27 protein-coding genes and 1 pseudogene are annotated in these 24,285 nt (G+C 73.3%); 14 read left to right on the forward strand and 14 right to left on the reverse strand.

Annotated elements, in window-relative coordinates:
- Positions 1–64: 64 nt before the first annotated feature.
- The 3 genes from GT358_RS11425 to GT358_RS11435 all read right to left on the reverse strand — a co-directional run bounded on the left by GT358_RS11425 (position 65) and on the right by GT358_RS11435 (position 3,063).
- Entirely contained in the window at positions 65–871 is an 807-nt protein-coding gene (locus tag GT358_RS11425; protein ID WP_166582753.1) for a taurine ABC transporter ATP-binding protein, read from the reverse strand.
- Positions 872–892: 21 nt separating this feature from the next.
- A complete protein-coding gene (locus GT358_RS11430) occupies positions 893–1,891 on the reverse strand; it encodes an ABC transporter substrate-binding protein (RefSeq protein ID WP_166582754.1) in 999 nt (332 codons plus the stop codon).
- Between the two features lie 116 nt (positions 1,892–2,007).
- Positions 2,008–3,063: a linear amide C-N hydrolase gene (locus tag GT358_RS11435; RefSeq protein ID WP_166582755.1), complete on the reverse strand. Its 1,056-nt coding sequence runs from the start codon at positions 3,061–3,063 to the stop codon at positions 2,008–2,010.
- A gap of 162 nt (positions 3,064–3,225) precedes the next feature.
- Between GT358_RS11435 and GT358_RS11440 the strand changes: the two genes are divergently transcribed.
- Both GT358_RS11440 and GT358_RS11445 read left to right on the forward strand, forming a co-directional pair.
- Positions 3,226–4,620, forward strand: coding sequence for an aspartate aminotransferase family protein (locus tag GT358_RS11440; RefSeq protein ID WP_166582820.1), 1,395 nt, complete (start codon positions 3,226–3,228; stop codon positions 4,618–4,620).
- A gap of 123 nt (positions 4,621–4,743) precedes the next feature.
- On the forward strand, positions 4,744–5,334 hold the full coding sequence (locus tag GT358_RS11445; RefSeq protein ID WP_166582756.1) for a thymidine kinase: 591 nt from the start codon (positions 4,744–4,746) through the stop codon (positions 5,332–5,334).
- A gap of 21 nt (positions 5,335–5,355) precedes the next feature.
- Here GT358_RS11445 and GT358_RS11450 read toward each other — a convergent pair whose 3' ends face one another.
- The 5 genes and pseudogenes from GT358_RS11450 to GT358_RS11470 form a co-directional block, all read right to left on the reverse strand.
- Positions 5,356–6,303 (reverse strand): D-glycerate dehydrogenase, encoded by a 948-nt coding sequence (locus tag GT358_RS11450; protein WP_166582757.1) that lies wholly within the window; start codon positions 6,301–6,303, stop codon positions 5,356–5,358.
- Positions 6,300–6,635, reverse strand: coding sequence for a tRNA-binding protein (locus GT358_RS11455; RefSeq protein WP_166582758.1), 336 nt, complete (start codon positions 6,633–6,635; stop codon positions 6,300–6,302). Before GT358_RS11455 ends, GT358_RS11450 begins: the two co-directional genes overlap by 4 nt.
- Entirely contained in the window at positions 6,632–7,468 is an 837-nt protein-coding gene (gene proC / locus GT358_RS11460; RefSeq protein ID WP_166582759.1) for a pyrroline-5-carboxylate reductase, read from the reverse strand. Before proC ends, GT358_RS11455 begins: the two co-directional genes overlap by 4 nt.
- Positions 7,469–7,528: 60 nt before the next feature.
- Positions 7,529–8,032: a YbjN domain-containing protein gene (locus GT358_RS11465; RefSeq protein ID WP_166582760.1), complete on the reverse strand. Its 504-nt coding sequence runs from the start codon at positions 8,030–8,032 to the stop codon at positions 7,529–7,531.
- Positions 8,033–8,322: 290 nt separating this feature from the next.
- A pseudogene (locus tag GT358_RS11470) lies at positions 8,323–8,559 on the reverse strand (accessory factor UbiK family protein); the annotation flags it as partial.
- Between the two features lie 134 nt (positions 8,560–8,693).
- Between GT358_RS11470 and lgt the strand changes: the two are divergent.
- The 4 genes from lgt to GT358_RS11490 all read left to right on the forward strand — a co-directional run bounded on the left by lgt (position 8,694) and on the right by GT358_RS11490 (position 12,376).
- Entirely contained in the window at positions 8,694–9,599 is a 906-nt protein-coding gene (gene lgt, locus GT358_RS11475) for a prolipoprotein diacylglyceryl transferase (protein ID WP_166582762.1), read from the forward strand.
- Positions 9,596–10,678, forward strand: coding sequence for a class I SAM-dependent methyltransferase (locus tag GT358_RS11480; protein ID WP_166582763.1), 1,083 nt, complete (start codon positions 9,596–9,598; stop codon positions 10,676–10,678). Before lgt ends, GT358_RS11480 begins: the two co-directional genes overlap by 4 nt.
- Positions 10,675–11,433, forward strand: a complete 759-nt coding sequence (gene pgeF, locus GT358_RS11485; protein WP_166582764.1) for a peptidoglycan editing factor PgeF — start codon at positions 10,675–10,677, stop codon at positions 11,431–11,433. The genes GT358_RS11480 and pgeF overlap by 4 nt, the downstream gene beginning before the upstream one ends.
- A gap of 139 nt (positions 11,434–11,572) precedes the next feature.
- A complete protein-coding gene (locus tag GT358_RS11490; protein ID WP_243730848.1) occupies positions 11,573–12,376 on the forward strand; it encodes a Hint domain-containing protein in 804 nt (267 codons plus the stop codon).
- On the opposite strand, the gene GT358_RS11495 is transcribed toward GT358_RS11490, so the two are convergent.
- Positions 12,373–12,894: an Lrp/AsnC family transcriptional regulator gene (locus GT358_RS11495; RefSeq protein WP_166582765.1), complete on the reverse strand. Its 522-nt coding sequence runs from the start codon at positions 12,892–12,894 to the stop codon at positions 12,373–12,375. The two genes, GT358_RS11490 and GT358_RS11495, sit on opposite strands and share 4 nt — an antisense overlap.
- A gap of 154 nt (positions 12,895–13,048) precedes the next feature.
- Here GT358_RS11495 and trxB point away from each other — a divergent pair, with 154 nt between their 5' ends.
- The 3 genes from trxB (at position 13,049) to GT358_RS11510 (ending at position 17,156) form a co-directional block, all read left to right on the forward strand.
- On the forward strand, positions 13,049–14,044 hold the full coding sequence (gene trxB / locus GT358_RS11500) for a thioredoxin-disulfide reductase (protein WP_166582766.1): 996 nt from the start codon (positions 13,049–13,051) through the stop codon (positions 14,042–14,044).
- Between the two features lie 155 nt (positions 14,045–14,199).
- Positions 14,200–15,285: a 2OG-Fe(II) oxygenase gene (locus GT358_RS11505; RefSeq protein WP_371416275.1), complete on the forward strand. Its 1,086-nt coding sequence runs from the start codon at positions 14,200–14,202 to the stop codon at positions 15,283–15,285.
- Positions 15,286–15,443: 158 nt separating this feature from the next.
- Complete coding sequence (locus GT358_RS11510) at positions 15,444–17,156, forward strand: bifunctional sulfate adenylyltransferase/adenylylsulfate kinase (protein ID WP_166582768.1); 1,713 nt, start codon at positions 15,444–15,446, stop codon at positions 17,154–17,156.
- Between the two features lie 39 nt (positions 17,157–17,195).
- Here the strand turns inward: GT358_RS11510 and GT358_RS11515 are convergent, their stop codons facing one another.
- From GT358_RS11515 to GT358_RS11525, 3 genes are all read right to left on the reverse strand, one after another.
- The gene (locus tag GT358_RS11515) at positions 17,196–17,717 is read right to left on the reverse strand and encodes a cytochrome b (RefSeq protein WP_166582769.1); all 522 of its coding nucleotides are present in this window, start codon (positions 17,715–17,717) and stop codon (positions 17,196–17,198) included.
- Between the two features lie 179 nt (positions 17,718–17,896).
- Complete coding sequence (locus GT358_RS11520; RefSeq protein ID WP_166582770.1) at positions 17,897–18,145, reverse strand: DUF1150 family protein; 249 nt, start codon at positions 18,143–18,145, stop codon at positions 17,897–17,899.
- Entirely contained in the window at positions 18,142–18,564 is a 423-nt protein-coding gene (locus GT358_RS11525; RefSeq protein ID WP_166582771.1) for an Hsp20 family protein, read from the reverse strand. The genes GT358_RS11520 and GT358_RS11525 overlap by 4 nt, the downstream gene beginning before the upstream one ends.
- Positions 18,565–18,749: 185 nt before the next feature.
- Between GT358_RS11525 and GT358_RS11530 the strand changes: the two genes are divergently transcribed.
- The 4 genes from GT358_RS11530 to GT358_RS11545 are packed head-to-tail and all read left to right on the forward strand — an operon-like array spanning position 18,750 to position 20,982.
- The gene (locus GT358_RS11530) at positions 18,750–18,968 is read left to right on the forward strand and encodes a YdcH family protein (RefSeq protein ID WP_166582772.1); all 219 of its coding nucleotides are present in this window, start codon (positions 18,750–18,752) and stop codon (positions 18,966–18,968) included.
- Between the two features lie 53 nt (positions 18,969–19,021).
- Positions 19,022–19,474 carry a 5-(carboxyamino)imidazole ribonucleotide mutase gene (purE, locus tag GT358_RS11535; protein WP_166582822.1) on the forward strand — a complete coding sequence of 151 codons (453 nt, stop codon included), beginning with the start codon at positions 19,022–19,024 and terminating at the stop codon, positions 19,472–19,474.
- Positions 19,467–20,537, forward strand: a complete 1,071-nt coding sequence (locus tag GT358_RS11540; protein ID WP_166582773.1) for a 5-(carboxyamino)imidazole ribonucleotide synthase — start codon at positions 19,467–19,469, stop codon at positions 20,535–20,537. Before purE ends, GT358_RS11540 begins: the two co-directional genes overlap by 8 nt.
- Positions 20,512–20,982, forward strand: a complete 471-nt coding sequence (locus tag GT358_RS11545) for an NUDIX domain-containing protein (RefSeq protein WP_166582774.1) — start codon at positions 20,512–20,514, stop codon at positions 20,980–20,982. Before GT358_RS11540 ends, GT358_RS11545 begins: the two co-directional genes overlap by 26 nt.
- Before the next feature lie 228 nt (positions 20,983–21,210).
- On the opposite strand, the gene recQ is transcribed toward GT358_RS11545, so the two are convergent.
- Together recQ and GT358_RS11555 are read right to left on the reverse strand one after the other, a co-directional pair.
- Entirely contained in the window at positions 21,211–23,271 is a 2,061-nt protein-coding gene (gene recQ / locus GT358_RS11550; protein ID WP_166582775.1) for a DNA helicase RecQ, read from the reverse strand.
- Positions 23,272–23,274: 3 nt separating this feature from the next.
- On the reverse strand, positions 23,275–23,562 hold the full coding sequence (locus tag GT358_RS11555; RefSeq protein ID WP_166582776.1) for a YggT family protein: 288 nt from the start codon (positions 23,560–23,562) through the stop codon (positions 23,275–23,277).
- 163 nt (positions 23,563–23,725) lie between these two features.
- On the opposite strand from GT358_RS11555, the gene GT358_RS11560 reads away from it, so the two are divergent.
- Positions 23,726–24,268, forward strand: coding sequence for a thioesterase family protein (locus GT358_RS11560; protein WP_166582777.1), 543 nt, complete (start codon positions 23,726–23,728; stop codon positions 24,266–24,268).
- Positions 24,269–24,285 lie beyond the last annotated feature (17 nt).

The raw sequence follows: 24,285 nt of genomic DNA on the forward strand, positions 1-24,285 counted from the left end.
GCAATCCACGGAATCACCCGTGCCGCTGCCGCCGCCAGACCGGCCGCTTCGGCCAGAAAGGTGCTCATGCGGCGCCTCCGGCCCGGCCCATGATCTCCTCCTCCATGTCCCAGATGAGCGACAGGATCTCCTCGCGCCGCTCGGCAAAGGCCGGCTCGCGCTTGACCGCACGCAGGTCGCCCCCCTCTGCACCCATGGCGGCAAAGGGCAGACCCTCGTCGCGGTGAATGCGGCCCGGCCGCGGCGCCATGACGACAAGCCGGGCCCCGAGCAGCAGCGCCTCCTCCACCGAATGGGTGATGAGCAGGATCGTCTTGCCGGTCTCACGCCACAGGCGCAGCACCAGACCCTGCATCTTCTCCCGCGTCAGCGCATCGAGCGCGCCCAGCGGCTCGTCCATCAGGATCACCGCCGGATCGCCGGCCAGACAGCGCGCCAGGGCAACGCGCTGCTGCATGCCCCCGGACAGCTCATAAACGGCCTTGGACCCGAACCCCGCCAATCCCACCTGCTCGAGCAGGTGCTCGACCAGATCCCCGCGCTCGCGCCGGGCCATGCCCTTCATGCGCGGTCCGAAGGCCACGTTGTCGGCGACGCTCATCCATTCGAAGAGCGCCCCCTGCTGGAACACCATGCCCCGATCGGGCCCCGGCCCCGTCACGGGGCGGCCCTCCAGAGTCACCTGCCCCTCGGTCGGGGCGAGGAACCCGGCCACGATGTTGAGCAGAGTGGTCTTGCCGCAGCCCGACGGCCCCAGCACCGCCAGCATCTCGCCGCGGGGCAGCGAGAGGCTGACATCGCGCAGCGCCTCCACCGGACCGCCCGGCAGGTGAAAGCGCATCGACAGCCGGTCGAGGACGAGATGGCTCATCCGCAGCCGCGCGACCGGGATTCAGGACCCGGCGGCAGCCTCGAGCGGTCCCGTGTTGACGACGCCCTCGTAGCTCGGCAGCGCCGCGGGGATGGACCCCGCCTCCACGAAGACGCCGGCCACACCGGCCATGAAGGTGGGCACCGCTCCGCCCAGCCACGCCTCCGAGAGCTGCTCCTCGGCCGAGGGGAAGGTGAAGGTCGCCATGAAGTCCCGCGCGGCCTCCACATCCATCCCGGCATCCTGCGCGATCACGGGCAGCATCTCCTCGGCCATGGACCCGTCGCGCCAGGCGGCGTTCATCTCCTCCGTGACCGCCAGGAACTCGGCCACCAGATCGGGGTTCTCGGCCACGAAGGCCGCCGGGGCCGAGATGACGTCGAAGACGAGGATGCCTGCCGCCTCCTTCTCGGGGCCGGTCATCAGGACGTTGCCGTGCTCCTTGGCGCGCGTCAGCGCGGCGCCGAAGCCGCAGAAGAGGTCCACCGCCCCCTGCGCCAGCGCGGCCGCGCCCTCCGGCGGGGCCATGTCCACGATCTGGAGCGAGGCCGTGTCCACCCCCAGATGATCCATCTGCCGCAGGAAGCCGTAATGCGCCGCCGTGCCCAGCGGCACCGCCACCCGCGCGCCCGCCAGCGTCTCGGCCGCGTTCTCCGCGTCGGCCTCGAGTTCGGTGCGCGCCACGCAATTGTCGTTTTCCGAATAGCTCACTGCCACGGCGAGGAGCTGGAGGTCCTGCCCGGCCGAAGTGGCCACGACGAAGGGCGGCACCCCCTGCGAGACGGCCATCTGCACGTCGCCCGCCGCCATGGCCGCCGACATGGCCGTGCCCGTGTCGAAGGAAACCCAGCGCACCGGCACGCCCAGCCGCTCCTCGTAGAGACCCTGCACCTTGGCATACTGGAACGGCATCGGCCATTCGAGGAAATAGGCAACCGTGATCCCCTCCTCCTGGGCCGCTGCCGGAACGACCCCCAAGGAGGCCAGAACAGCTGCCAGAACTGCCGTCACTCTGCGCATCGTCGTCTCCCCGTCCTGTGCGGCCGCCGTGCCCGGCCGGCACCCGCAGTCAAGCACGAGCCCCTTCGTGCGCCAAGGATTTTCCGCCGGCGGCCCGTGCCCGGATGCGCCCGGGCCTAGTCGGCGGGCTGGAAGGAAAAGGGCTCCGCCTCCTCGAAGGCGCCCGACACCTCGCCCGAATGGATGACCTGCATGTCCACCCCCAGATCCAGCCGGCGGACCGGCGCGCCCTCCGACAGGTCCAGCCGATCCAGATCGACCCAGAAGACGCTGGGCGAGAGAACGGATTCGACGTAGTAGCGCCGGTCCTTGTGATCGGCCACCACGCGCCAGCGCGTCGTGGACAGGTTGGGCGCGTCGGCGACGCTGATGCCCCAGGGCACGGAGACGTGGCGGATCACGCTGAAGACGGACGCCGCCGCGACCCGCGGATCGGCGCTCTGCTCCACGGCATTCACGTAGAAATGCGCGCGCACGAAGCGGTCGCTCGCGCGCACCGTGCCCGGCAGGAATTCCCGCGGATTCACCCCCTGCCAGTAGGAGAGGATGGCCAGCTGCTGGTCGTAGGTCGGCTCGTTGGTCATCACCTGATACGCGCGATCGTGCCAGATCGTCATCTCGCCATCGACGAACTCGATGACCGCGCTGTCGCCCGTCGCATCCGAGAGCGAGACGTGGACCGTCGCGGCCCGGCCCGGCGGCCCCACCGGCACCTCGCCGCCCGCCACCTGCACGGGATTGGCGCGCAGGTCCGCCACCGCCTCGGCCACGGTGGCATAGCGGTCCAGCAGGTATTGCGGAAAGACCGAAACCGAGACGCGCGGCGTCACGCCGTCGTCCTCGGGATAGGTCGCGTTGACCTCCCACAGCAGGTTCACCACCAGCCCTGCCTCGTTCATCCCGTCGGCCGTGGAGATGTCGTAGCCCGACACCACCAGGCTGCCGTAGCTGGAAACCCACTTGGCCGAACGCGGCCCGGCGGCTCCGTCCCGCGCCATGCCGCGCGGCAGGACCCACAGGTTGCTGACGATGGGCAGCTTCCAGTCCATGCTGCGCCCCGTCAGCACCCGCCCCTCGGGGCCGAGATAGACCGCACGCGTGCAGGCTTCGGCCCAGCTGCCCAGGACGAGTGCGGCCCCGCAGGCGAACGCCGCCAGTCTGCGTCGAATCATGTCCTGTCTCCCCTCGCGTCGAACCGGTGCACGGTTCGGCAGCCCAGCCTAGCACGGACCCGTCCCGGCCCCTAGTGCGCCCGTGCCGCAGCGCCCTTGAACCTCGCCGCACGCGGCGGCAATCTGGCCGGAGCGCATCATTCCCCCGCCCGAGGCCTCCAGATGGACACGCTCTACGAACGCGCCAACGACCCCCGCGCCGTCATCGAGGCCGACCGGGCCCATGTCTGGCACCACCTGATCCAGCACAAGCCCTTCGCGCCGGGCCCGAACCAGATCGACCCCCGCATCATGGTGGAGGGGCGTGGACTGCGCGTCTGGGACATCACGGGCAAGGAATACCTCGATGCCGTCTCGGGCGGCGTGTGGACCGTCAATGTGGGCTACGGGCGCGAGCGCATCGCCAATGCGGTTCGCGACCAGATCCTTCGCCTGTGCTTCTGGGCCGGCGCCCAGGGCACGATCCCGGGCGCGCGCTTCGCCGAGGCGCTGACGGCCAGGATGCCGGGGCTCAGCCGCGTGTACTTCTCCAACTCCGGTTCGGAAGCCAACGAGAAGGCGTGGAAGATGGTCCGCCAGATCGCCCACAAGCATCATGGCGGGCGCAAGTGGAAGATCCTCTACCGCGACCGCGACTATCACGGCACGACGCTCGCCTGCCTGTCGGCCGGCGGCCAGCAGGAGCGCAACGCCATGTACGGCCCGTTCGCGCCGGGCTTCGTGCAGGTTCCCCACTGCCTTGAATACCGCGCGGGCGATCTGGCGGGCGAAGGCTACGGCGAGCGCGCGGCCCGGGCGATCGAGGATGTCATCCTGCGCGAGGGCCCCGACACGGTGGGCTGCCTCTGCCTCGAGCCCATCACCGCCGGCGGCGGCATCATCGTGCCGCCTGCGGGCTACTGGGAGCGCGTGCAGGACATCTGCCGCAAGTACGACATCCTGCTCCATATCGACGAGGTGGTGTGCGGGATCGGCCGGACGGGGACGTGGTTCGGCTACCAGCAGTTCGGCATCCGCCCCGACATCGTCACCATGGCCAAGGGCGTGGCCTCGGGCTATGCGGCCATCTCCTGCACCGTGACGACCGAGGCCGTGTTCGAGCAGTTCCAGGACGACACGGACCGGCTCGGCTATTTCCGCGACATCTCCACCTTCGGCGGCTGCACCGGCGGGCCCGCCGCAGCGCTCGAGAACCTCGCCATCGTGGAGGAGGAGAGGCTTGTGGAGAACTCCGCCGAGACCGGCGCCTATCTGGGCGATCGACTGCGCGAGCTGATGGACCGTCACGCGCTCATCGGCGAGGTGCGCGGGATGGGTCTGTTCCAGGGCGCCGAACTGGTGGCCGACCGCGACACGCGCGAGCCGCTTGCAGAGGCCAGGGTGCAGGCCGTCCTCGCGGATTGCCTGCGGCAGGGGGTCATCATCGGCGCCTCCAACCGCTCGATGCCCGGCTTCAACAACACGCTGCTCTTCGCCCCCTCGCTGATCGCGACGCGCGACGACATCGACCGGATCGTCGAGGCGGTGGACGGCGCCCTGACCCGCCTCGCCGCCTGAACGCTGCGCCGCCGCGCGGGCCGGCCGCAGGGCCGGCCCGGCGGCATCGATGCGCCATGGCCTCCGCAGGCCCGCGGCGTCATCGCCTTGCCCCCCGCGCCGCCCCCCTGCTAGGGGCGGCGCATGGCCAAGCTGCACTTCCTCTTTTCCACCATGAACGCCGGCAAGAGCACGATCCTCCTGCAGGCCAGCCACAATTACCGCGAGCGCGGCATGGCCACCTGGCTTCTCACCGCGCGGCTCGACACCCGCGCGGGCGCGGGCGTGATCCGCTCGCGCATCGGCCTCTCGGCCCCCGCCGACACGTTCGGCCCCGAGGACGACCTCCTCGCCCGCCTCCGGGACCGCCTCGCCCGAGGGCCCGTCGCCTGCGTCCTCGTGGACGAGGCGCAGTTCCTCACCCCCGCCCAGGTCTGGCAGCTCGCCCGCGCCACGGACGATCTCGGCATCCCCGTCATGGCCTACGGCCTGCGCACCGACTTCCGCGGCGAGCTGTTCCCCGGCTCCGCCGCCCTGCTCGCCTGGGCCGACGAGATGCGCGAGGTGCGCACGATCTGCCATTGCGGGCGCAAGGCCACCATGGTCGTGCGCCGCGACGCCGCGGGCCGCGCCCTGCGCGACGGCCCCCAGGTCGAGATCGGCGGCGAGGAGCGCTACGAGGCGCTCTGCCGCCGCCACTGGCGCGAGGCGACGGGCGACCCGCTCCCCGCCTGAACACCCCCCGCCTGACCTCCCTCAGGCCGGATTGGGCAGCGCCCGCCCCTCGGCCAGCGCCAGCAGGTTGTCGATCGCCATGCGCCCCATTGCCTCCCGCACCGACAGGGCCGCCGTGCCCAGATGGGGCAGCAGCACCGCGTTCTCCAGCCGCCGCAGCCGCTCGGGCACCGCAGGCTCGCCCTTATAGACGTCAAGGCCCGCCCCGGCGATCCACCGCGCCTCCAGCGCCTCGATCAGGGCGGCCTCGTCCACCACGTCCCCGCGCGCGACGTTGACAAGAAAGGCCGAGGGCCGCATCGCCGCGATCTCGGCCGCCCCGATCAGGTGCCGCGTCGCCGCCCCGCCCGGCACGCACAGCACCGCCACGTCCACCCGGCCCAGAAGGTCGCGCAGGTCCTCCACCCGCTCGGCGGGCACCTCCGTCTCCTTCGCCGACCGGTTCCAGTAGAGGACCCGCATCCCGAATCCCCCATGCCCCCGCCGCGCCACGGCCTGCCCGATCCGTCCCATCCCCACGATGCCCAGAATCATGCCCGTGACATGCGCGCCCAGCATCTGCGTGGGCTCCCAGCCGGTCCAGGCCCCGGCGCGGACCAGCCGCTCCCCCTCGCCCAGCCGCCGCGCCGTCATCAGGATCAGCGCCATCGCGATGTCGGCCGTGGCATCCGTCACCGCCCCCGGCGTGTTGGTCACCTCCACGCCCGCCGCGCGCGCCGCCGCCACCGCGATGTGGTTCACCCCCACCCCGAAATTGGCGAGCAGCCGGCACCGGAACGGCCCACCCTCGAACACCTCGGCCGGAAAGGCGTCCCCCAGCGTCGGCAGCACGGCGTCGAACTCCCGCAGGGCCGCGCGCGCCTCCTCTGCGCCCAGCCCCGTCTCCCCGTCGCGGAACACCGTCTCGAACCGCTCGGCCAGCACGGCGCGGTTCGCCTCGGGCAGCCGCCGCGTCACCAGGATTCTCAATGCAGCCTCCCCCCCTCGGGCACGGACCGGTCGGGACCCACCAGCACCACGGCGCCCCCCTCGTCCGGCAGGCCGAGGACCAGCACCTCCGACAGGAACGGCCCCACCCGCCGCGGGGGCAGGTTCACCACCGCCAGAACCTGCCGGCCCACCAGGTCCTCGGGCCGGTAATGCGCCACCAATCCGGCCGAGGACCGCTTCTCCCCGAGTTCGGGCCCGAAATCGATCCACAGCTTCAGCGCGGGCTTGCGCGCCTCGGGAAAGGGCTCGGCCCGCCGCACCCGCCCCACCCGGATGTCGAGGCGCAGGAAATCCTCGATCGTCGCGCTCACCCGCCCCCCTCCCGTCCCAGATCCCGCCCCCGCGCGGCCGCCGCCGCCACCGTCCGGCGCATCAGGTCCGGCAGCTCCCCCATCAGCACCGCCAGCCCCGCCTGCGTCGTCCCGCCCGGAGAGGTCACGGCCTCGCGCAGCCGCGCCGGCGCCTCGCCCGTCTCGGCCGCGAGCGCCCCCGCCCCGGCCACGGTCGCTCGCGCCAGCCGCAGCGCCAGCTCGGCGGGCAGGCCCTCCGCCTCGCCCGCCGCCGCCATTGCCTCGATCAGGTGGAACACATAGGCCGGCCCCGATCCCGACAGCGCCGTGACCGCGTCCATCATCCCCTCGTGGGGCAGGCGCACGACCTCGCCCCCCGCTTCCATCAGCGCCTCGGCCAGCGCCATCTCGGCCTCGCCCGCGGCCGCGTTGCCGACGATCGCGGTGATCCCCCGCCCGATCGCGGCGGGCGTGTTGGGCATGGCGCGCACGACCGGCCGCCCCGCCCCTAGCGCCCGCTCCAAGGCCGCCAAGGTCGTCCCCGCGGCGATCGAGACGACCGGGATACCCGCCCCGAGGCCCGCCAGCACCGGCAGCGCCTCGCCCATCACCTGCGGCTTGACGGCCAGCACGGCCGCGGCCGGCGCCTCGGGCCAGGGCCCCTCCAGCACCGCCCCGCTGTCCCGCAGCCAGTCCGACGGCGCGGGCTCGACCACCCGCACCCGCCCCGCCGGCACCCCCGCCGCGATCCAGCCGCGCAGCAGCGCCGAGCCCATCCGCCCGCAGCCCACCAGCAGCACGCCGCGCGCGGCAATCGCCCCGAGGGCGCCGTCTCGCCCGTTTCCGTCCGTCATCGACCCTCCCCCGTCCGAAGCCGCAGCCTAGGGAGGGGTCCGCGCCGCCGCAAGCCGCGCTCAGGCCCGCCCGAACGCCTCCGCGATGGCCGCGTCCATGGCACGGCGCGGCTCCTCGCCGCCCCACAGCGCCAGCTGCACCGCCGGATAGAACCGCTCGGCCGAGAGCAGCGCGGCGTGGATCATCGTGTCGATCTGCTCGGGCGAGGCGACCTGGTCCCCCGCCAGCACGAGGCCATAGCGGAACACCATCAGCTTCTCCTCCTCCCACCAGGTGAAGCTGCCCGCCCAGCACAGGTCGTTCATCCGGTTGAGCAGTTCGTAGAGAGCCGGCAGCCGGTCGGCCGGCGGGTCCGTCTCCCAGGTGGCCAGCAGCCGCAGCGTCTGGTCCGACGGGCTCCAGGCCAGCGTCAGCGCATAGGAGCGCCACTGCCCCTCCAGGTTCATGGCGATCTGGTTCTCGGCCACGCGGTCGAAATCCCACTCGTAATGCGTGGCAACGGTCTCCACCACGTCGATCGGGTGGATGTCGCCCTGGTCGAGAAAGGTCTCGGAGATGGTCATGGCACGGGCCTCATGTTGGCGCCGCGGGGGTCTGGCGCCCCCAGGGCGCGTCGCCTGCTCGCAGCGGGGGTTGGCGCCCCCGCCTGTCCCTATACGCGCGCGGCGGCGGTTCGGTGTAAAGCGGATTCTTCGGCCGACCCGCAGCCGGGCCCCCGGCCCGTCCGGCCCCGCCGCAGCATGGGCCGTCCGGTCCGTCAGGGCCCCGGTGCGACGCCGGCCTCGGGCTCGTCCGTGCCGGTCTCCGCCCCCTCGGCCGGAGCCTTTTCCGCGTGGCCGGCCCCGCTCCCGGATCGCGCCTCCAGCGCCGCAAGCCGCTGCGCCAGGACGTCGTTCTCCTCGCGCGCCTTCTGCGCCATGGCGCGCACCGCCTCGAACTCCTCGCGCGTGACCAGGTCGCGATCGGCCAGCAGCCGGTCCACCAGCCCCTTGAGCGCGTTCTGCGCCTCGTCCCGCGCCCCCTGCGCCACGCCCATGGCGTTGGTCACCAGCTGCGAGATGTCGTCGAGGATCTTGTTGCGGGTCTGCATGGAGCCCTCCGTTCCGCGTCTCCGTCCATATGGGGCCCGCCCGCGGCCGCGACAAGCCGCCGCGCCCCGCCGCCTCCCCACCGGCCGGGACCCCTGCGGTTGACAGCGCCCCGACCCGCCCGCAGACAGGCGCCATGACCGGCATCCCCTTTCCCGACATCTCGCCCTACGTGATCCCGTGGCCGGTCTTCGGGGTGCAGATTCCCCTGCGCTGGTACGCGCTCGCCTATATCGTCGGGATCATCCTCGGCTGGCGCCTCGCCGTCCTCGCGCTCCGCCGCCCCGCCCTCTGGGGCGGCAGCCCCCCCATGACGCCCCCCCAGCTCGAGGCGCTGCTCACCTGGATCATCCTCGGCATCGTCGCGGGCGGCCGGCTGGGCTACGTCCTCTTCTATCGCCCCCTCCACTTCCTCCAGCACCCGTGGGAGATTCCCGCCCTCTGGCAGGGCGGCATGAGCTTTCACGGAGGGTTCCTCGGCGTCGTCCTCGCCGTCGCCCTGTTCGCGCGCCGCCACGCCCTGCCGCTGGGCGGGGTGGCCGACGCCATCGCCCTCGCCTCGCCCCCCGCGATCCTCCTGGGCCGCATCGCCAACTTCATCAACGCCGAGCTCTGGGGCCGGCCCACCACGCTGCCCTGGGGCGTGATCTTCCCCGGCGCCGCCGCCCAGGACTGCCCCGGCTTCCCCTCCCCCTGCGCCCGCCACCCCTCCCAGCTCTACGAGGCCGGGCTCGAGGGGCTGCTTCTGGGGCTCCTGCTGATCCTGATGGCCTTCCGCTGGGGCGCGCTGCGCCGGCCCTGGCTCCTGACGGGCACCTTCCTCCTAGGCTACGGCATCTCGCGCTTCCTTGTCGAGTTCGTCCGCCAGCCCGACGCCCAGTTCGTCTCCCCCGGCAACCCGCTCGGGCTCGCGTTCCACTGGAACGGCTGGGGCCTGACCATGGGCCAGGTCCTGACCCTGCCGCTGCTGCTCGCGGGGCTTCTGCTCGTGCTCGCCGCCCGACGCCGCCCGCCTGCCGCCCCCGCCCCGGCACCTCCATGACCGCCCCCACCCTTGCCGAGACCCCCCTCGCGGGCCTCCTCGCCGCCCGCATCCGCGCCGAGGGGCCGCTCACGGTGGCCGACTTCATGGCCGAGTGCCTCCTTCACCCCGCGCACGGCTACTACACCACGCGCGACCCCCTCGGCGCGCGCGGCGACTTCACCACCGCCCCCGAGATCAGCCAGATCTTCGGAGAACTCCTCGCCCTCGCCCTTGCCCAGGCGTGGCTCGACCAGGGCGCCCCCCGCCCCGTCCTTCTGGCCGAGCTCGGCCCCGGCCGCGGCACGCTGATGGCCGACGCCCTGCGCGCCCTCGCCGTCGTCCCCGCGCTCCGCGACGCCGTCCGGGTCCACCTCGTCGAGGCCTCGCCCGCGCTCCGGGCCGAGCAGGCCCGCCGCCTGCCCGGCGCCACCTGGCACGACCGCCTCGACACCCTGCCCGAAGGCCCCCTCCTCCTTCTCGCCAACGAGTTCCTCGACGCCCTCCCCGTCCGCCAGTTCCTGCGCCAAGGCCCCCTCTGGGCCGAGCGCGTCGTGGGCCTCGATCCCGCGGGCCGCCTCGCCTGGGGCCTGCGCCGCCCGCTCCCCGTCCCCGCGCTCGACCACCGCCTCGCCGACACCCGCGACGGCGACATGGTCGAGACCCGCCCCGCCCTCGCTCCCCTCGTGGGCGAGATCGGCCGCCGCATCGCCGCCCATGGGGGTGCTGCGATCCTCGTCGATTACGGCGGCTGGCGTCTGACCGGCGACACGCTCCAGGCCCTGCGCGCCCACGCCCCCGCCGACCCCCTCGCCCATCCCGGAGAGGCCGACCTGACCGCCCATGTGGACTTCGACGCGGTCGCCCGCGCCGCCCCCCCCGCCCGCGCCACCGCGATGGTCGAACAGGGCACGCTGCTCGCCCGCCTCGGCCTCGGGGCCCGGGCCGAGGCGCTCGCGCGCGGCCTTTCGGGCCCGGCGCTCGCCGCCCACCGCGCCGCCGTCGCCCGCCTCGCCGACCCCGCCGCCATGGGCTCGCTCTTCAAGGCGATCGCGCTCCACCCCCCCGACGCCCCGCCCCCGCCCGGATTCGCCCCGTGACGCTCGACCTGATCGCCTCGCCCCTCCTCCAGCCGCTCCCCCACGGCTTCTTCGGCCGCGAGGGGGGGGCCTCCTCGGGCGTGTTCGCGGGCCTCAATTGCGGCCCCGGCTCCACCGACCAGGCCGAGGCCGTGACCCTCAACCGCGCCCGCGTCGCCCGCGCCCTCGGCGTCGCCCCCGACCGCCTCCTCGGCGTCCACCAGGTCCACTCGGCCGAGGTCGTCGTGGCCGACGGCCCCCTGCCCGAGCCGCGCCCGCGCGCGGACGCGCTCGTGACCCGCACCCCCGGCCTCGCGCTCTCCGTGCTGACCGCCGATTGCCAGCCCGTGCTTCTCGCCGACCCCGAAGGCGGCGTGATCGGCGCCGCCCATGCCGGCTGGCGCGGCACGCTGCTCGGCGTCCTCGAGGCGACGGTGGACGCCATGGAGCGCCTCGGCGCCCGGCGCGGGCGCATCCGCGCCGCCATCGGCCCCACGATCAGCCAGCGCGCCTACGAGGTCGGCCCCGAACTCATGGAGGAGGTGCTCGCCGACGACCCGGCCGCCGCGCGCTTCTTTGCCGGCGGCCGCGGCGACCGGCTCCATCTCGACCTGCCCGGCTGGGGCCTCTGGCGCCTGCGCCGCGCCGGCGTGGCCGAAGCCGAATGGACGCGCCACTGCACCTATTCGGACCCCGCGCGCTTCTTCTCCTACCGGCGCAAGGTCCACCGGCAGGAGGCCGATTACGGCCGCCTCATCGCCGCCATCCGCCTCTGACCGGGCAGGCGGGCGCCTCGGCTGCCCGGCAATCTCCGCATCTTCATCCCCCGGGCGCCACGATCCTGCCTGCTTGTCGCGCGAGCCTGTCCCCGGACTTCCCCGTCCGCTCCCGTCCCCGCCAGCCCGGAGACACCCGATGCGCGACCTGCCCGCTTCCCTCGATGTGCCCGGCCGCCCCGCCGCGGTGCCGCCACCCGCCGCCCTGCGGATGCGGGCCGAGCCGGTGCCGGCCGCGTCCCGCCGGCCTGCGCCGCTCATGCGCCGGGTGGAGATCGCCGCCCTGCGCCCCGATGGCTCGGTGGACAGCGGCCCGCGCCTCCTGCCCGCCCTCCTGCCCTTCGAGGAACCCTTCGCCGCCTTCGCCCGCGGAACGGTCCTTGCCACGGAGCACGGTCCCGTGGCCGTGGAGGACCTGCGACCCGGCCAGCGGCTTCGCACCGCCTCGGGAGCGCTGCGGCCGATCTTGTGGTGGGGCGCCACGCTGATCGTGCCCGGCGCGCCCGGCCAGTCGCCCGAGATGACGCGCCTCGTGCGCATCGCCGCCGGGGCGCTGGGCCTCGCGCGGCCCGAACACGACCTCGTCCTCGGCCCGCTCGCCCGTGTGGTGCTGCGCCGCCCCGGCATCCGGGAGATCACGGGCTGCCCCGAGGCGACGGTGCCTGCCATCGACCTGGCCGACGGCGAGGGGGTGATCGCCATCGCCCCCCCCGCCCCCGCCCAGGTCTTCGGCCTCTGCCTCGCGGGACCCGAACGGCTGCTCGCGGACGGCATCGAGATCGAGAGCTACCATCCCGGCCCGCCCGCCGCCTTTCCGCTGCGCGGCGAGGCGCTCGATCTGCTCCTCGCCTGCTTTCCGGGCCGCGCCGACCTCGCCGCCTTCGGCCCGCCCGCCCTGCCGCGGCTGCGGCTCGGTTCCACGGGCCTGTTCGAGGCGGCCTAGGCGCCCTCGGCTTCCCGCTCGGGCGTTGCCGTCCCCGGCGGGCCGCCCTCCTCCAGGGGCACCAGCGGCGCCTCCTTGGCCGACCGGATGACCAAGCTCGTGCGCACGCTCGCCACATTGGGCGCAGGCGTGAGATGCTCGGTCAGAAAGGCCTGGAAGGCGGGCAGGTCGGGTGCCACGCAGCGCAGCAGGAAATCCGTCTCGCCGTTGAGCATGTGGCACTCGCGCACCAGCGGCCAGCCCTGCGCGGCCGCCTCGAAGGCGCGCAGATCCGCCTCCGCCTGGCTTCTCAGCCGCACCTGCGCCCAGACCTGCACCGCCCAGCCGAGCCGCGCCGCATCGAGCTGCGCGCGGTAGCCGCGGATATAGCCGGCCTCCTCCAGCGCGCGCACCCGGCGCAGGCAGGGCGGCGCGGACAGGCCGACCCGCCGCGCCAGCGCGACATTGCTGATCCGCCCTTCCGCCTGCAGCACCGCCAGGATGCGCCGGTCCGTCGCATCGAGCCATCCGCCGGGCATCGCCCCTCCCTCCGCGCACCCGTCCGCCGCGCCGTGGCGAGCCTAGACCTGCGGCGGCGTCCGCGCAACATTGTTGCCCGCACCGGCGCGGCTGCGGGGCTTCAACGCTCCCGCGCCCCGCGCTATGTCCGGCAGACCCAGAGGGAGAGCCGCCATGCCCGATCCGCGCCGTGTCCGCCTTCTCATCGTGGGCTCCGGTCCCGCCGGCTACACCGCCGCGATCTATGCCGCGCGCGCCATGCTGGCTCCCGTCCTCGTCCAGGGGCTCGAGCCCGGCGGCCAGCTCACCACCACCACCGAGGTGGAGAACTGGCCCGGCGACGAAAGCGTACAGGGCCCCGACCTGATGGCGCGGATGGAATCGCATGCCCGCGCCATGGGGACCGAGATCGTCATGGACATCGTCTCGCGTCTCGACCTCTCCCGCCGCCCCTTCCGGGCCGAGACGGACGGGGGGCTGGTCCTTCTCGCCGACGCGGTCATCCTCGCCACCGGCGCGCGCGCCAAGTGGCTGGGCCTTCCGTCCGAGGAACGCCTCAAGGGCTTCGGCGTCTCGGCCTGCGCCACCTGCGACGGCTTCTTCTTCCGCGGCAAGGAGATCGCCGTGATCGGCGGCGGCAACACCGCGGTCGAGGAGGCGCTGTTTCTCACCAACTTCGCCACGCGCGTCACGCTGATCCACCGCCGCGACAGCCTGCGCGCCGAAAAGATCCTCCAGGACCGCCTCTTCCGCCACCCCAAGATCGAGGTGATCTGGAACCACACGGTCGAGGAGGTGCTGGGCGAGTCGGCCGTCGAGGGGCTGCGCCTGCGCCACGTCGCCACCGGAGAGGAGCGCATCCTCCCCTGCCAGGGGGCGTTTGTCGCCATCGGCCACGCCCCCGCCTCGGACCTCGTGGCGGGCCAGCTCGAGCTGCACAACGGCGGCTACGTCAAGGTCGAGCCGGGCAGCACGCGCACCTCCGTGCCCGGCGTCTTCGCCGCGGGCGACCTCACCGACCACGTCTATCGCCAAGCCGTCACCTCGGCCGGAATGGGCTGCATGGCCGCGCTCGACGCCGAACGCTGGCTCGCCGCCGGACCCGAGAGCGCGGTGGGCGAGACCGTGTCGCAGACGCGCGACCCCAGTCCGGCCCTGTCGCACTACTGACGCGCCCCGCCTCGCGCTCCGGCCTGCAAGGGGTTGATCGGCGCGGCGAATCATGGCCCCCTTGGACCATGACGCCGAACCCGCCTTCCGGACACGCGCCAGCGGCGCCGGACGCCGACCGACACGCCCCCGCGCCGGAGGTCGTGCCGGGTGCCGTGCGGCCGCCGCTCCCGGGAGAGCCCGCGCCGTTCTTCACCCAGCGTTCGGCCGGCAATCCGCGCTACTGCTTCGACGCCGCCGCCGGCCGCTGGCTCGTGCTGTGCTTCCTGCACAGCGCCGCCCATCCGGCCGCCCAGGCGGCGCTGGCGGCGGTCCAGGCGCGCCCGGACCTGTTCGACGACCGTTTCGCCGCCTTCTTCGCCGTCTCCACCGATCCGGCCGACGAGGAGTCGGGCCGCCTGTCGCAGCACCTGCCCGGCTACAGGGTTTTCTGGGATCTCGACCTGCTCGCCTCGCGCCTCTACGGCGCCGCCCGGGGCGAGCGGCGGCTCGGCCTCTGGGTGGTCATCGACCCCACGATGCGGGTGGTCGAGAGCCTTCCCTTCCGCGCGGAGGACGGAGGCGCCGGCGCGGTCCTCGCCCTGCTCGACCGTCTGCCGCCGCCCGAGCGCTTTGCCGGCATGCCGCTCCAGGCGCCGGTTCTCGTGCTGCCGAGGGTGTTCGAGCCCGCGCTCTGCCGCCGGCTCATCGACCTCTACGAGGACCAGGGCGGCGAGCTGTCGGGGTTCATGCAGCAGGTCGGAGACCGGACCGTGGGGGTGAGCGATGCCCGCCACAAGGTGCGCCGCGACGTGCACGTGACCGATCCCGACCTCACCGCCCTGCTGCGCGAGCGCATCCTGCGCCGCGTCGTGCCCGAGATCCTCAAGATCCACCAGTTCCGCGCCACGCGGATGGAACGCTACCTGGTGGCCTGCTACGACGCCGCCGAGGGCGGGCATTTCGCGCCCCACCGCGACAACACTACCGCCGGCACCGCCCATCGCCGCTTTGCCGTCTCCGTCAACCTCAACGACGATTTCGAAGGGGGCGAGGTCTCCTTCCCGGAATACGGGCCGCGCGGATTCAAGGCGCCCGCAGGCGGAGCGGTCGTGTTCTCCTGCTCGCTGCTCCATGCCGTGGGCCGCGTGACGGCCGGCAGGCGCTACGCCTTCCTGCCCTTCCTCTACGACGAGGAGGCCGCGCAGATCCGCAGCCGCAACGCGGCCGCCCTCGCTCCCGCCGGTCGCGCGCCGGGCTGATCCCGCGCGGCAGGGACGTCACGCCGGACCGCGGCTCGCCCGCCGCCGAGACGGGCACCGCTTGCGGCGGCGCAGCAGCGGGTCTAGGGGGCTGGGCGACCCCGACCGTGCCAGACCTTCGAGCGCCCATGCTGCATCAGACCCCGGAATCCCGCCCCATGCCCCTGTCCAACCTCGCGCCGATCCCCGAGCTCTACGTGTCCGCCGAATCCGCGCAGAAGCTCAAGGCCGAGGCCGGGACGCTGCCCTCCTGGGACCTGACGCCGCGCCAGATCTGCGATCTCGAGCTGCTGATGAACGGCGGCTTCTTCCCGCTCAAGGGCTTCCTCGGGCAGGCCGACTACGAGGGTGTCGTCTCCTCCATGCGGCTGGCCGACGGCACGCTGTGGCCCATCCCCATCACGCTCGACGTCTCCGAGGCCTTCGCCGCCCGGATCGAGCCCGGCCAGGACATCGCCCTGCGCGACCAGGAGGGCGTGATCCTCGCCACCATGACGGTGACCGACAAGTGGACCCCCGACAAGGCGGCCGAGGCCGTGGGCGTGTTCGGCGCCGACGACATCGCCCATCCCGGCGTCAACTACCTGCGCCACCGCGCGGGCCCCGTCTATCTGGGCGGCCCCGTCACCGGCCTCGCGCCGCCCGTCCATTACGACTTCAAGGCCCGCCGCGACACGCCCAACGAACTCAGGGCCTTCTTCCGCAAGCTCGGCTGGCGCCGGATCGTCGCCTTCCAGACCCGCAACCCGCTGCATCGCGCGCATCAGGAACTGACCTTCCGCGCCGCGCGCGAGGCGCAGGCCAATCTCCTCATCCATCCCGTCGTGGGCATGACCAAGCCCGGCGACGTGGACCACTTCACCCGCGTGCGCTGCTACGAGGCGGTGCTCTCCAAGTATCCCGCCGCCACCACGCATCTGTCGCTTCTCAACCTCGCCATGCGCATGGCCGGCCCGCGCGAGGCGCTCTGGCACGCCATCATCCGGCGCAATCACGGCATGACCCACTTCATCGTCGGCCGCGACCATGCCGGCCCCGGCAAGAACAGCCAGGGAAAGGACTTCTACGACCCCTACGCCGCGCAGGACCTCGTCGCCCGCCACCAGGACGAGGTCGGGATCGAGATGGTCCCCTTCAAGCAGATGGTCTATGTCCAGGAAAAGGCCCAGTACTTCCCCGTGGACGAGGTGCCCGAGGGCTGCACCACCCTCGACATCTCGGGCACCGAACTGCGCCGCCGCCTGCGCGAGGGGCTCGAGATCCCCGACTGGTTCTCCTTCCCCGAGGTGGTGGAGGAGCTCCGCCGCACCTCGCCGCCGCGCTCCAGGCAGGGCTTCACCGTGTTCTTCACCGGACTCTCGGGCTCGGGCAAGTCCACCATCGCCAACGCGCTCATGGTCAAGCTCATGGAGATGGGCGGCCGGCCGGTGACGCTGCTCGACGGCGACGTGGTGCGCAAGCACCTCAGCTCGGAGCTCGGCTTCTCCAAGGAGCACCGCGACATCAACATCAAGCGGATCGGCTATGTCGCGTCCGAGATCACCAAGAACGGCGGCATCGCGATCTGCGCGCCCATCGCCCCCTACGCCGCCACGCGGGCCGAGGTGCGCGAGATGATCGAGCAGTACGGCGCCTTCGTCGAGGTGCATGTCGCCACCTCGCTCGAGGAATGCGAGCGGCGCGACCGCAAGGGCCTCTACAAGCTCGCGCGCGAGGGCAAGATCAAGGAATTCACCGGCATCTCCGACCCCTACGACGTCCCCGAGGCGCCCGAGCTGCGCGTGGACACGGAGGGGCAGGACGTGGATACCTGCGCCCACCAGGTCCTGCTCACGCTCGAGGGTCTGGGGCTTCTGAGCGCGCCGCGCTGAGCGGCGGCCTGCCGGGGGCGACGGCCCCCGGCCTCCGGCTCAGGTGCCGCCCGTGGGCCGGATCATCCGGCGGATCAGTCCGTCGCGCAGCACGAAATGGTGCAGGAGCGCGGCGCCCACATGGATCAGGACCAGCACCCAGAAGACCCAGATCAGGAGGCGGTGCAGATCGCCCGCCGCCGCCACGCCGCCGAACCAGGCCACCGCCCCCAGGACCGGAATCGCCAGCAGGAGGGCATAGAAGGCCCAGTGGTTGATCGTGGCCAGGACCTTCAGCAGGCGGTGCGGCGAGTCGGGCGCCACCTCCACCGGGCGGTTCAGGCGCGCGGCCAGGCGCGCGATCATCACCAGCAGGATCACGAGGCCGATCGCGGCATGCATGTAGGCCGGACCCCAGTTCGTGACCTCCTCCCCGCGCAGGCTGGCGCGGAACACGTTAGCCATGGCGTCCCCGATCAGGGCATTGGCCACCACGAGGATCGCCACCGTCCAGTGCAGCGCGATCTGCGTCGAGGAATAGCCGTGCTTCTTGGCGCGGTAGGGGGTATCGGTCTGTGCCATGGCCTTGGTCCGTCGCTGGCGGAGGCGGACGCCTCCCGTCTGCGGGGGCGCGGCGCGTCCCCTTCGGCACCTTACCTGTCGCGGCCGCGTGCTTCGTCAACGTGCCGGCGATGATGCACCACCCTCCGCCCGGCGGGAGGAGAGGCGCCGGGGGGCCTCAGCCCCCCATCGCTGCGACCTCAGTGCACCGTCACGGGCACCTTGTCGTGCTGACGCGCCAGCACGAAGGCCAGCCGCCGGTCGGCGACCAGGGCAAGCTGCTGGCCGTCCGAATCGTGGACGGCGAAGATCGTCTCGAGATCGCCCGCCTGCAGGCGGATGGGCTCGGGCAGCGACGCCACCGGCACCGGCTTGACATAGACCAGATCGGGAGAGAGCGCGCGGAGGTCCGGCCGCCGCCCCCTGTTCGTGTTCGCAGAACCGTTCATTTGACCCCACTCTTCTTGATGGGGACGGTCTGGACGACCGTCTCCGGAACATGGCGGGTCAGATCGACGTGCAGCAGCCCGTTCTCCATGACCGCCTCTCCCACCTCGATGCCGTCGGCCAGCACGAAGCTCCGCTGGAACTGTCGGGCCGCGATCCCGCGGTGAAGAAAGATCCGCCCGTCGTCCGGCTCGGCCTGCCGCCCGCGGATCACGAGCTGGCGGTCCTCGACCGTGATGGCGAGGTCCCGCTCCGTGAACCCGGCCACGGCCAGCGTGATCCGATAGGACCGGTCCGAGGTCTGTTCGATGTTGTAGGGCGGATAGCCGTCGTTGCCCGACTTCGCCGTCCGTTCCACCAGGCGTTCGAGGCCTTCGAACCCCAAAAGGAACGGATGCGTTCCGAGGGTGAGCTTGGTCATCTGCGACACGTCCTTTCCGCGAAAGCGACCGTCAGCGCGGACCCCGGACTCGGGCGACCGCCTGTCGCGAATATGGGAGCGGCAGCCTTGTCCCGCAAGGGCTTGGGCCTTCCCGCCGCAAAGCCGAGCGCCTATGGTGTCCGCGCCGGCGCGGCGCGCCGGCCGAACCGACGGGGCATGCCGCGATGGTCCATCCGGCCACCATGGACGAAGCCGAGGTGCTTCGGGCTGAACTCGACGTGCTGCGCGGCCTTCACCGCGCCCTTGACGAGGAGATCCTCGCCCTCGAGGAACGCCCCGCCCGGGACATGCTCCTGATCCGCCGCAAGAAGAAGGAAAAGCTCGTGCTGCGCGACCGCATCCGCCTTCTCGAGGATCGCCTCCTGCCGGACATCATCGCGTGACCGGCCCCTCCGCCGATCCGCCGCCCGCCGCCTCCCCGCTCGTCGGCGTGGTGATGGGCAGCCAGTCCGACTGGCCGACCATGCGGGGGGCCGCACAGGTTCTCGCCGAACTCGGAATCCCCCACGAGACCCGCATCGTCTCCGCCCACCGCACGCCCGACCGCCTCTGGAGCTACGGGGCCGAGGCCGCGGCGCGCGGCCTGCGGGTGATCGTGGCAGGCGCCGGCGGGGCCGCGCACCTGCCCGGCATGCTCGCCTCCAAGACCGCACTCCCCGTAATCGGCGTCCCGGTGGAGACGCGCGCCCTGGGCGGGCTCGACTCCCTCCTCTCCATCGTCCAGATGCCGCGCGGCTTCCCCGTCGCCACCGTGGCCATCGGCGGGGCCGCCAATGCGGGCCTGCTCGCCGCCTCCATCCTCGCCCTCGCCGACCCCGCGCTCGCCGCCCGGCTGGCCGCCTGGCGCGCCGGCCTCGCGGCCTCCGTGACCGAGTCCCCCGTTGACTGACCCCCTCGCCCCCGGCGCCGCGATCGGCATCCTCGGCGGCGGCCAGCTCGGCCGCATGCTCGCCATGGCCGCCGCCCGGCTCGGCCTGCGCACCCACATCCTCGACCCCGACCCCGCCGCTCCGGCCGCCCATTGCGCCGCCCGCTTCACCTGCGCCCCCTGGGACGACAGGGACGCGCTCGCCGGCTTCGCCGCCTCCGTCGCCGTCGTCACCTACGAGTTCGAGAACATCCCCCCCGCATCGCTCGACGCGATCGAGGCGCTGGCCCCCATCCGCCCGAACCGCCGCGCGCTGGCCACCTCGCGCGACCGCCTGGTCGAAAAGCGCTTCCTTGCGGATCTCGGCCTCGCCACCGCCCCCTTCGCCCCCGTGGACGACGCCGCCACGCTCGCCGACGCGCTCGACCGGATCGGCACCCCCGCCATCCTCAAGACCCGCACGCTGGGCTACGACGGCAAGGGTCAGGTCCGGCTCTCCTCGCCCGGGGGCGCCGCGGACGCGCTTGCCGCCCTTCGCGGCGCCCCCGCCATCCTCGAGGGCTTCGTCCCCTTCGAGCGCGAGGTGTCCGTGATCGCCGCACGCGGCCTCGACGGCACCGTCTCCGCCTACGATCCCGGCGAGAACGTGCACGAGAACGGCATCCTCGCCACCACCACCGTGCCCGCCCGCATCCCGCCCGCGCTCGCCCAGGACGCGGTCCTGCTCGCCGGGCGCATCCTCAACGCGCTCGACTATGTGGGCGTCATGGGGGTCGAGCTGTTCGTCGCCCGGGGCCGCCTCCTCGTCAACGAGATCGCCCCCCGCGTCCACAATTCCGGCCACTGGACCGAGGCGGGCTGCACCATCGACCAGTTCGAGCAGCACGTCCGCGCCATCGCGGGCTGGCCCTTGGGCGACGGCACCCGCCACGCCTCCGTCCGCATGGAAAACCTCGTCGGCCCCGAAGGCATGGCCCGCCTTCCCGAACTGCTGCGCAGCGGCGGCCGTCTCCACCTCTACGGCAAGGCCGAGGCGCGACCGGGCCGCAAGATGGGCCATGTCAACCACCTCCTGCCCGGCTGAGCGCGTGCCGTCTCCCCGCCTCGCCGTCCGCGCGCTCCTCCTGCACGCCGACCGCCTCCTTCTCGTCAACGCCTATCCCGGACGCACCGACCTGTGGTGCCTGCCCGGCGGGGCCGTCCGCCCCCACGAATCGCTTCCCGACGCGCTGGCGCGCGAAGTGCACGAGGAGACCGGCCTCCGCGTCGCCGTGGGCGCCCCCCGCCTCGTCAACGAGTTCCACGACCCCGCCCGCGCCTTCCACCAGGTCGAGATCGCCTTCCGCTGCACGCTCCTGTCGGGCGACCCGGACGGGCCGTGGTCCGACCCCGAGGGGATCGTCGCCCACCGGCTCTGGGCCAGCCGCGCCGATCTCGCGCGGCTCAACCACAAGCCCGACAGCCTCGCCGCCGCAGCCTGGGAGGACGGTCCCGCCCTCTACGACCCGCTCGAGCCGCTTCTGCCCTGAGCGCGCCGTTACGATCCGTTAACCACGACGGCCCAACCCGTTGATCCGACGGCCAAAGCCGGACGCAACACCACCGCGCGGTGGGGCAACGGATCGTTAACCCTTCCGTCGCATCCTCCGGCGCAGAGACATCCCTGCGCCCGAGACCTGCTGCCCATGCCCCGCCCTTCCGCCTGTCCGCCTGCCCCCCTTCCGGCCGCTCTCCTGCGGGCGGGGGGCGTCGTGGCGTCAGGTCTCCCGCAGCACGGCCAGAAAGGCCTCTCCGAAACGCGCGGCCCGCTCCGGCCCGATCCCCGGCAGCCGCGCGAGGGCGGCGAGGTCGCGCGGCCGCCGCTCCGCCACGTGCCTCAGCGCCGAGGCCGGGCAGGACATGGGCCGCGCCGTCCCGTCCTCGCCGCGCTCCAGACGCCTCTGCGCCTCGGCCAGCCGGTCGAACAGCAGGCCCGCCTCGCTGCCGGCCAGGCGGCGGCGCGCGGGATGGACCTCCGGCGCGGGCTCTCCCCGGATCGCCTCCAGGAAGGCGCGCCCGTAGGCTTCGAGCTTTCTGGCCCCCACGCCCCCGATCGCGGCCAGCGCGTCCAGCGTCGCGGGCCGGCGCTCGGCCATCTCGATCAGCGTGCGGTCGGGAAAGATCACGTAGGCGGGCACCCCCCGCGCCTGCGCGAGCTGCCGCCGCAGCGCCTTGAGCGAGGCGAGCAGCCCCTCGGCCTCCTCCGCCACCAACGCACGCGGCTCCGCCCGAAGGGTGCCCCCCCGCCGCTCCGGCAGCCGGTCGCGCCGCATGGCGACCGCGCGCTCGCCCCGCAGCACCGGCCCCGCGAGGGCGGTCAGCCGCAGCGCCCCGTGCCGCGCGGGGTCGGGGCGCAGCAGGTCCTGTGCCATCATCTGCCGCAGGATCGCGCGCCACTGCCCCTCGTCCCACCCGGCCCCGACGCCGAAGGTGGGCAGCCCGTCATGCCCGCGCGCCCGCACCTTCTCGGTCGCCACGCCCCGCAGCACGTCGATCAGATGCCCCGCCCCGAACCACTCGCCCGTGCGCAGCGCGGCCGACAGCGCCATGCGCGCGGGTTGCGTCGCGTCCCAGGTCTCCACGGGCCGGTCGCAGGTGTCGCAGGCCCCGCAGGGCGCGCTCTCCTCGCCGAAGCAGCGCAGCAGGGCCTGCCGGCGGCAGCCGGCCGCCTCCGCGATCCCCAGAAGCGCGTTCAGCCGCCCGTGATCGGCGATCTTGCGCGCCTCGGGCGCGGCGCCCTCGTCGATCTGGGACCGCCGCAGCCGGATGTCGTCCGCGCCATAAAGGGCCAGCGCCTCGGCCGGCAGCCCGTCGCGCCCGGCGCGCCCGATCTCCTGATAGTAGCCCTCGACCGACTTGGGCAGGTCGGCATGGAGCACCCAGCGGATGTCGGGCTTGTCGATCCCCATGCCGAAGGCGACGGTGGCCACGACCACCAGCCCGTCCTCCGTCTGGAACCGCGTCTCGGCCTCGCGCCGCGCGTCGGGCTCCATCCCCGCATGGTAGTGGATCGCCGGGACCCCCGCCTCGCGCAGCGCGCGCGAGAGGGTCTCGGTCCGCGCGCGGCTCGCGCAATAGACGATCCCCGACCGCCCCGCCCGGGCGCGCACGTAATCCAGCACCTGCCGGCGGGGCCCGTCCTTGGGGGCAAAGGCGATGTGGATGTTGGGCCGGTCGAAGCCGCGCAGGAACAGCGCGGGCTCACGCCCCCCGAACAGCCGCTCGACGATCTCGGCGCGCGTGTCGTCGTCCGCCGTGGCGGTAAAGGCCGCGAGCGGCACGCCCAGGGCCTCGCGCAGCGGTCCGATGCGCAGGTAGTCGGGACGGAAGTCGTGCCCCCACTCGGCCACGCAATGCGCCTCGTCCACGGCCAGCGCCCGGGTGTTCCAGCGCCGCAGCGCCGCGGCCGTGCCTGCCTGCGCCAGCCTCTCGGGCGCGAGGTAGAGCAGCCGCAGCCGCCCCTCCGCCAGCGCCTCGCGCAGCGCCGCGTTCTCCTCCTCGCTGTTGGCCGAGGTGTAGGCCCCCGCCTCCACCCCCGCCTCGCGCAGCGCGCGCACCTGGTCGCGCATCAGCGCGATCAGGGGCGACACGACCACCGTCAGCCCCTCGCGCAAGAGCGCGGGCAGCTGGAAGCACAGCGACTTGCCCCCGCCCGTGGGCATCACGGCCAGGACGTCGCGCCCCCCGGCCACGGCGCGGACGATCTCCTCCTGCCCCGGGCGGAAGGACTCGAACCCCCACACCTCCCGCAGGAGGGCGCCCGCCCGGTCCTCCGTCATGGGCTAGACGAAGAAGCCGACATTGTTGCGCAGCACGATCTCCAGCGCATAGATCGCCACCAGCGCGACCAGCGGCGCGAGGTCGAGGCCCCCCATGGGCGGCAGGACGCGCCGGATCGGCCCGTAGAGCGGCTCGAGCAGCCGCGACAGCCCGCCCCAGACCTGCTGCACGAATTGCTGCCGCGGGTTCAGCACGTTGAAGGCGAGCAGCCACGACATGATGAAATGCGCGAAGATCAGGAACTTCGCCACGCCCAGGATCAGAAGCAGGATCTCGAACAGGGAGGTCATGGTGTCTCCGCGCCGCGCTGCCCCCGACCTAAGCCGGGCCCCGCCCCGACGCAATCCCCGCCCCACGCGCCTCGCCCCGCCGTGACCGGAGGGGCGCGCCGCAGGGTCACGCTTGACGCCCCCCGCCCGGCCCGGCAGCGGTCGGCCGAAAGGAGCGGCCCCGATGTATCCCGTCCTCCGCCTCGCCTGGCAGCTCTGGCGCCACCGCAACGACCCGCCCCTTCCGCCCGAGGGCGTGCACGAGAGCCGGCATCTCTGCTGGCCTTGGGACCTCGACATCTGGAACGAGCTCAACAACGGCCGGACCCTCACGCTCTACGACCTGGGCCGGCTGCCCTGGATCCGGCGGGTGGGCCTCGTGGGGGCGATGCGGCGGAACGGCTGGGGCGCGGCCGTGGCCGGGGCCTCCGTGCGCTACCGCCGCCGCGTGCGCGCCTTCGACCGGCTCCGGATGCGCACGCGCGGGATCGGCTGGGACGCCCGCTTCTTCTATGTCGAGCAGGCGATCTTTCTCCGCTCGGGCGAATGCGCGGGCCACGTGCTCCTGCGCGTGGCGACCACGGGACGGGGCGGCATCGTGGCGCCCGCGCGGGTCATGGCCGCGCTCGGCCGCGACGGGACCTCGCCCCCCCTGCCGCCCTGGGTGTCGGCCTGGATCGCGGCCGAGGAGACGCGCCCCTGGCCGCCCTTCGCGGACGCGCCCTGATCCTTCCCCGGCCTGCG

The sequence above is a fragment of the Rubellimicrobium sp. CFH 75288 genome (assembly GCF_009904055.1).
Classification (GTDB): Bacteria; Pseudomonadota; Alphaproteobacteria; order Rhodobacterales; family Rhodobacteraceae; genus Rubellimicrobium.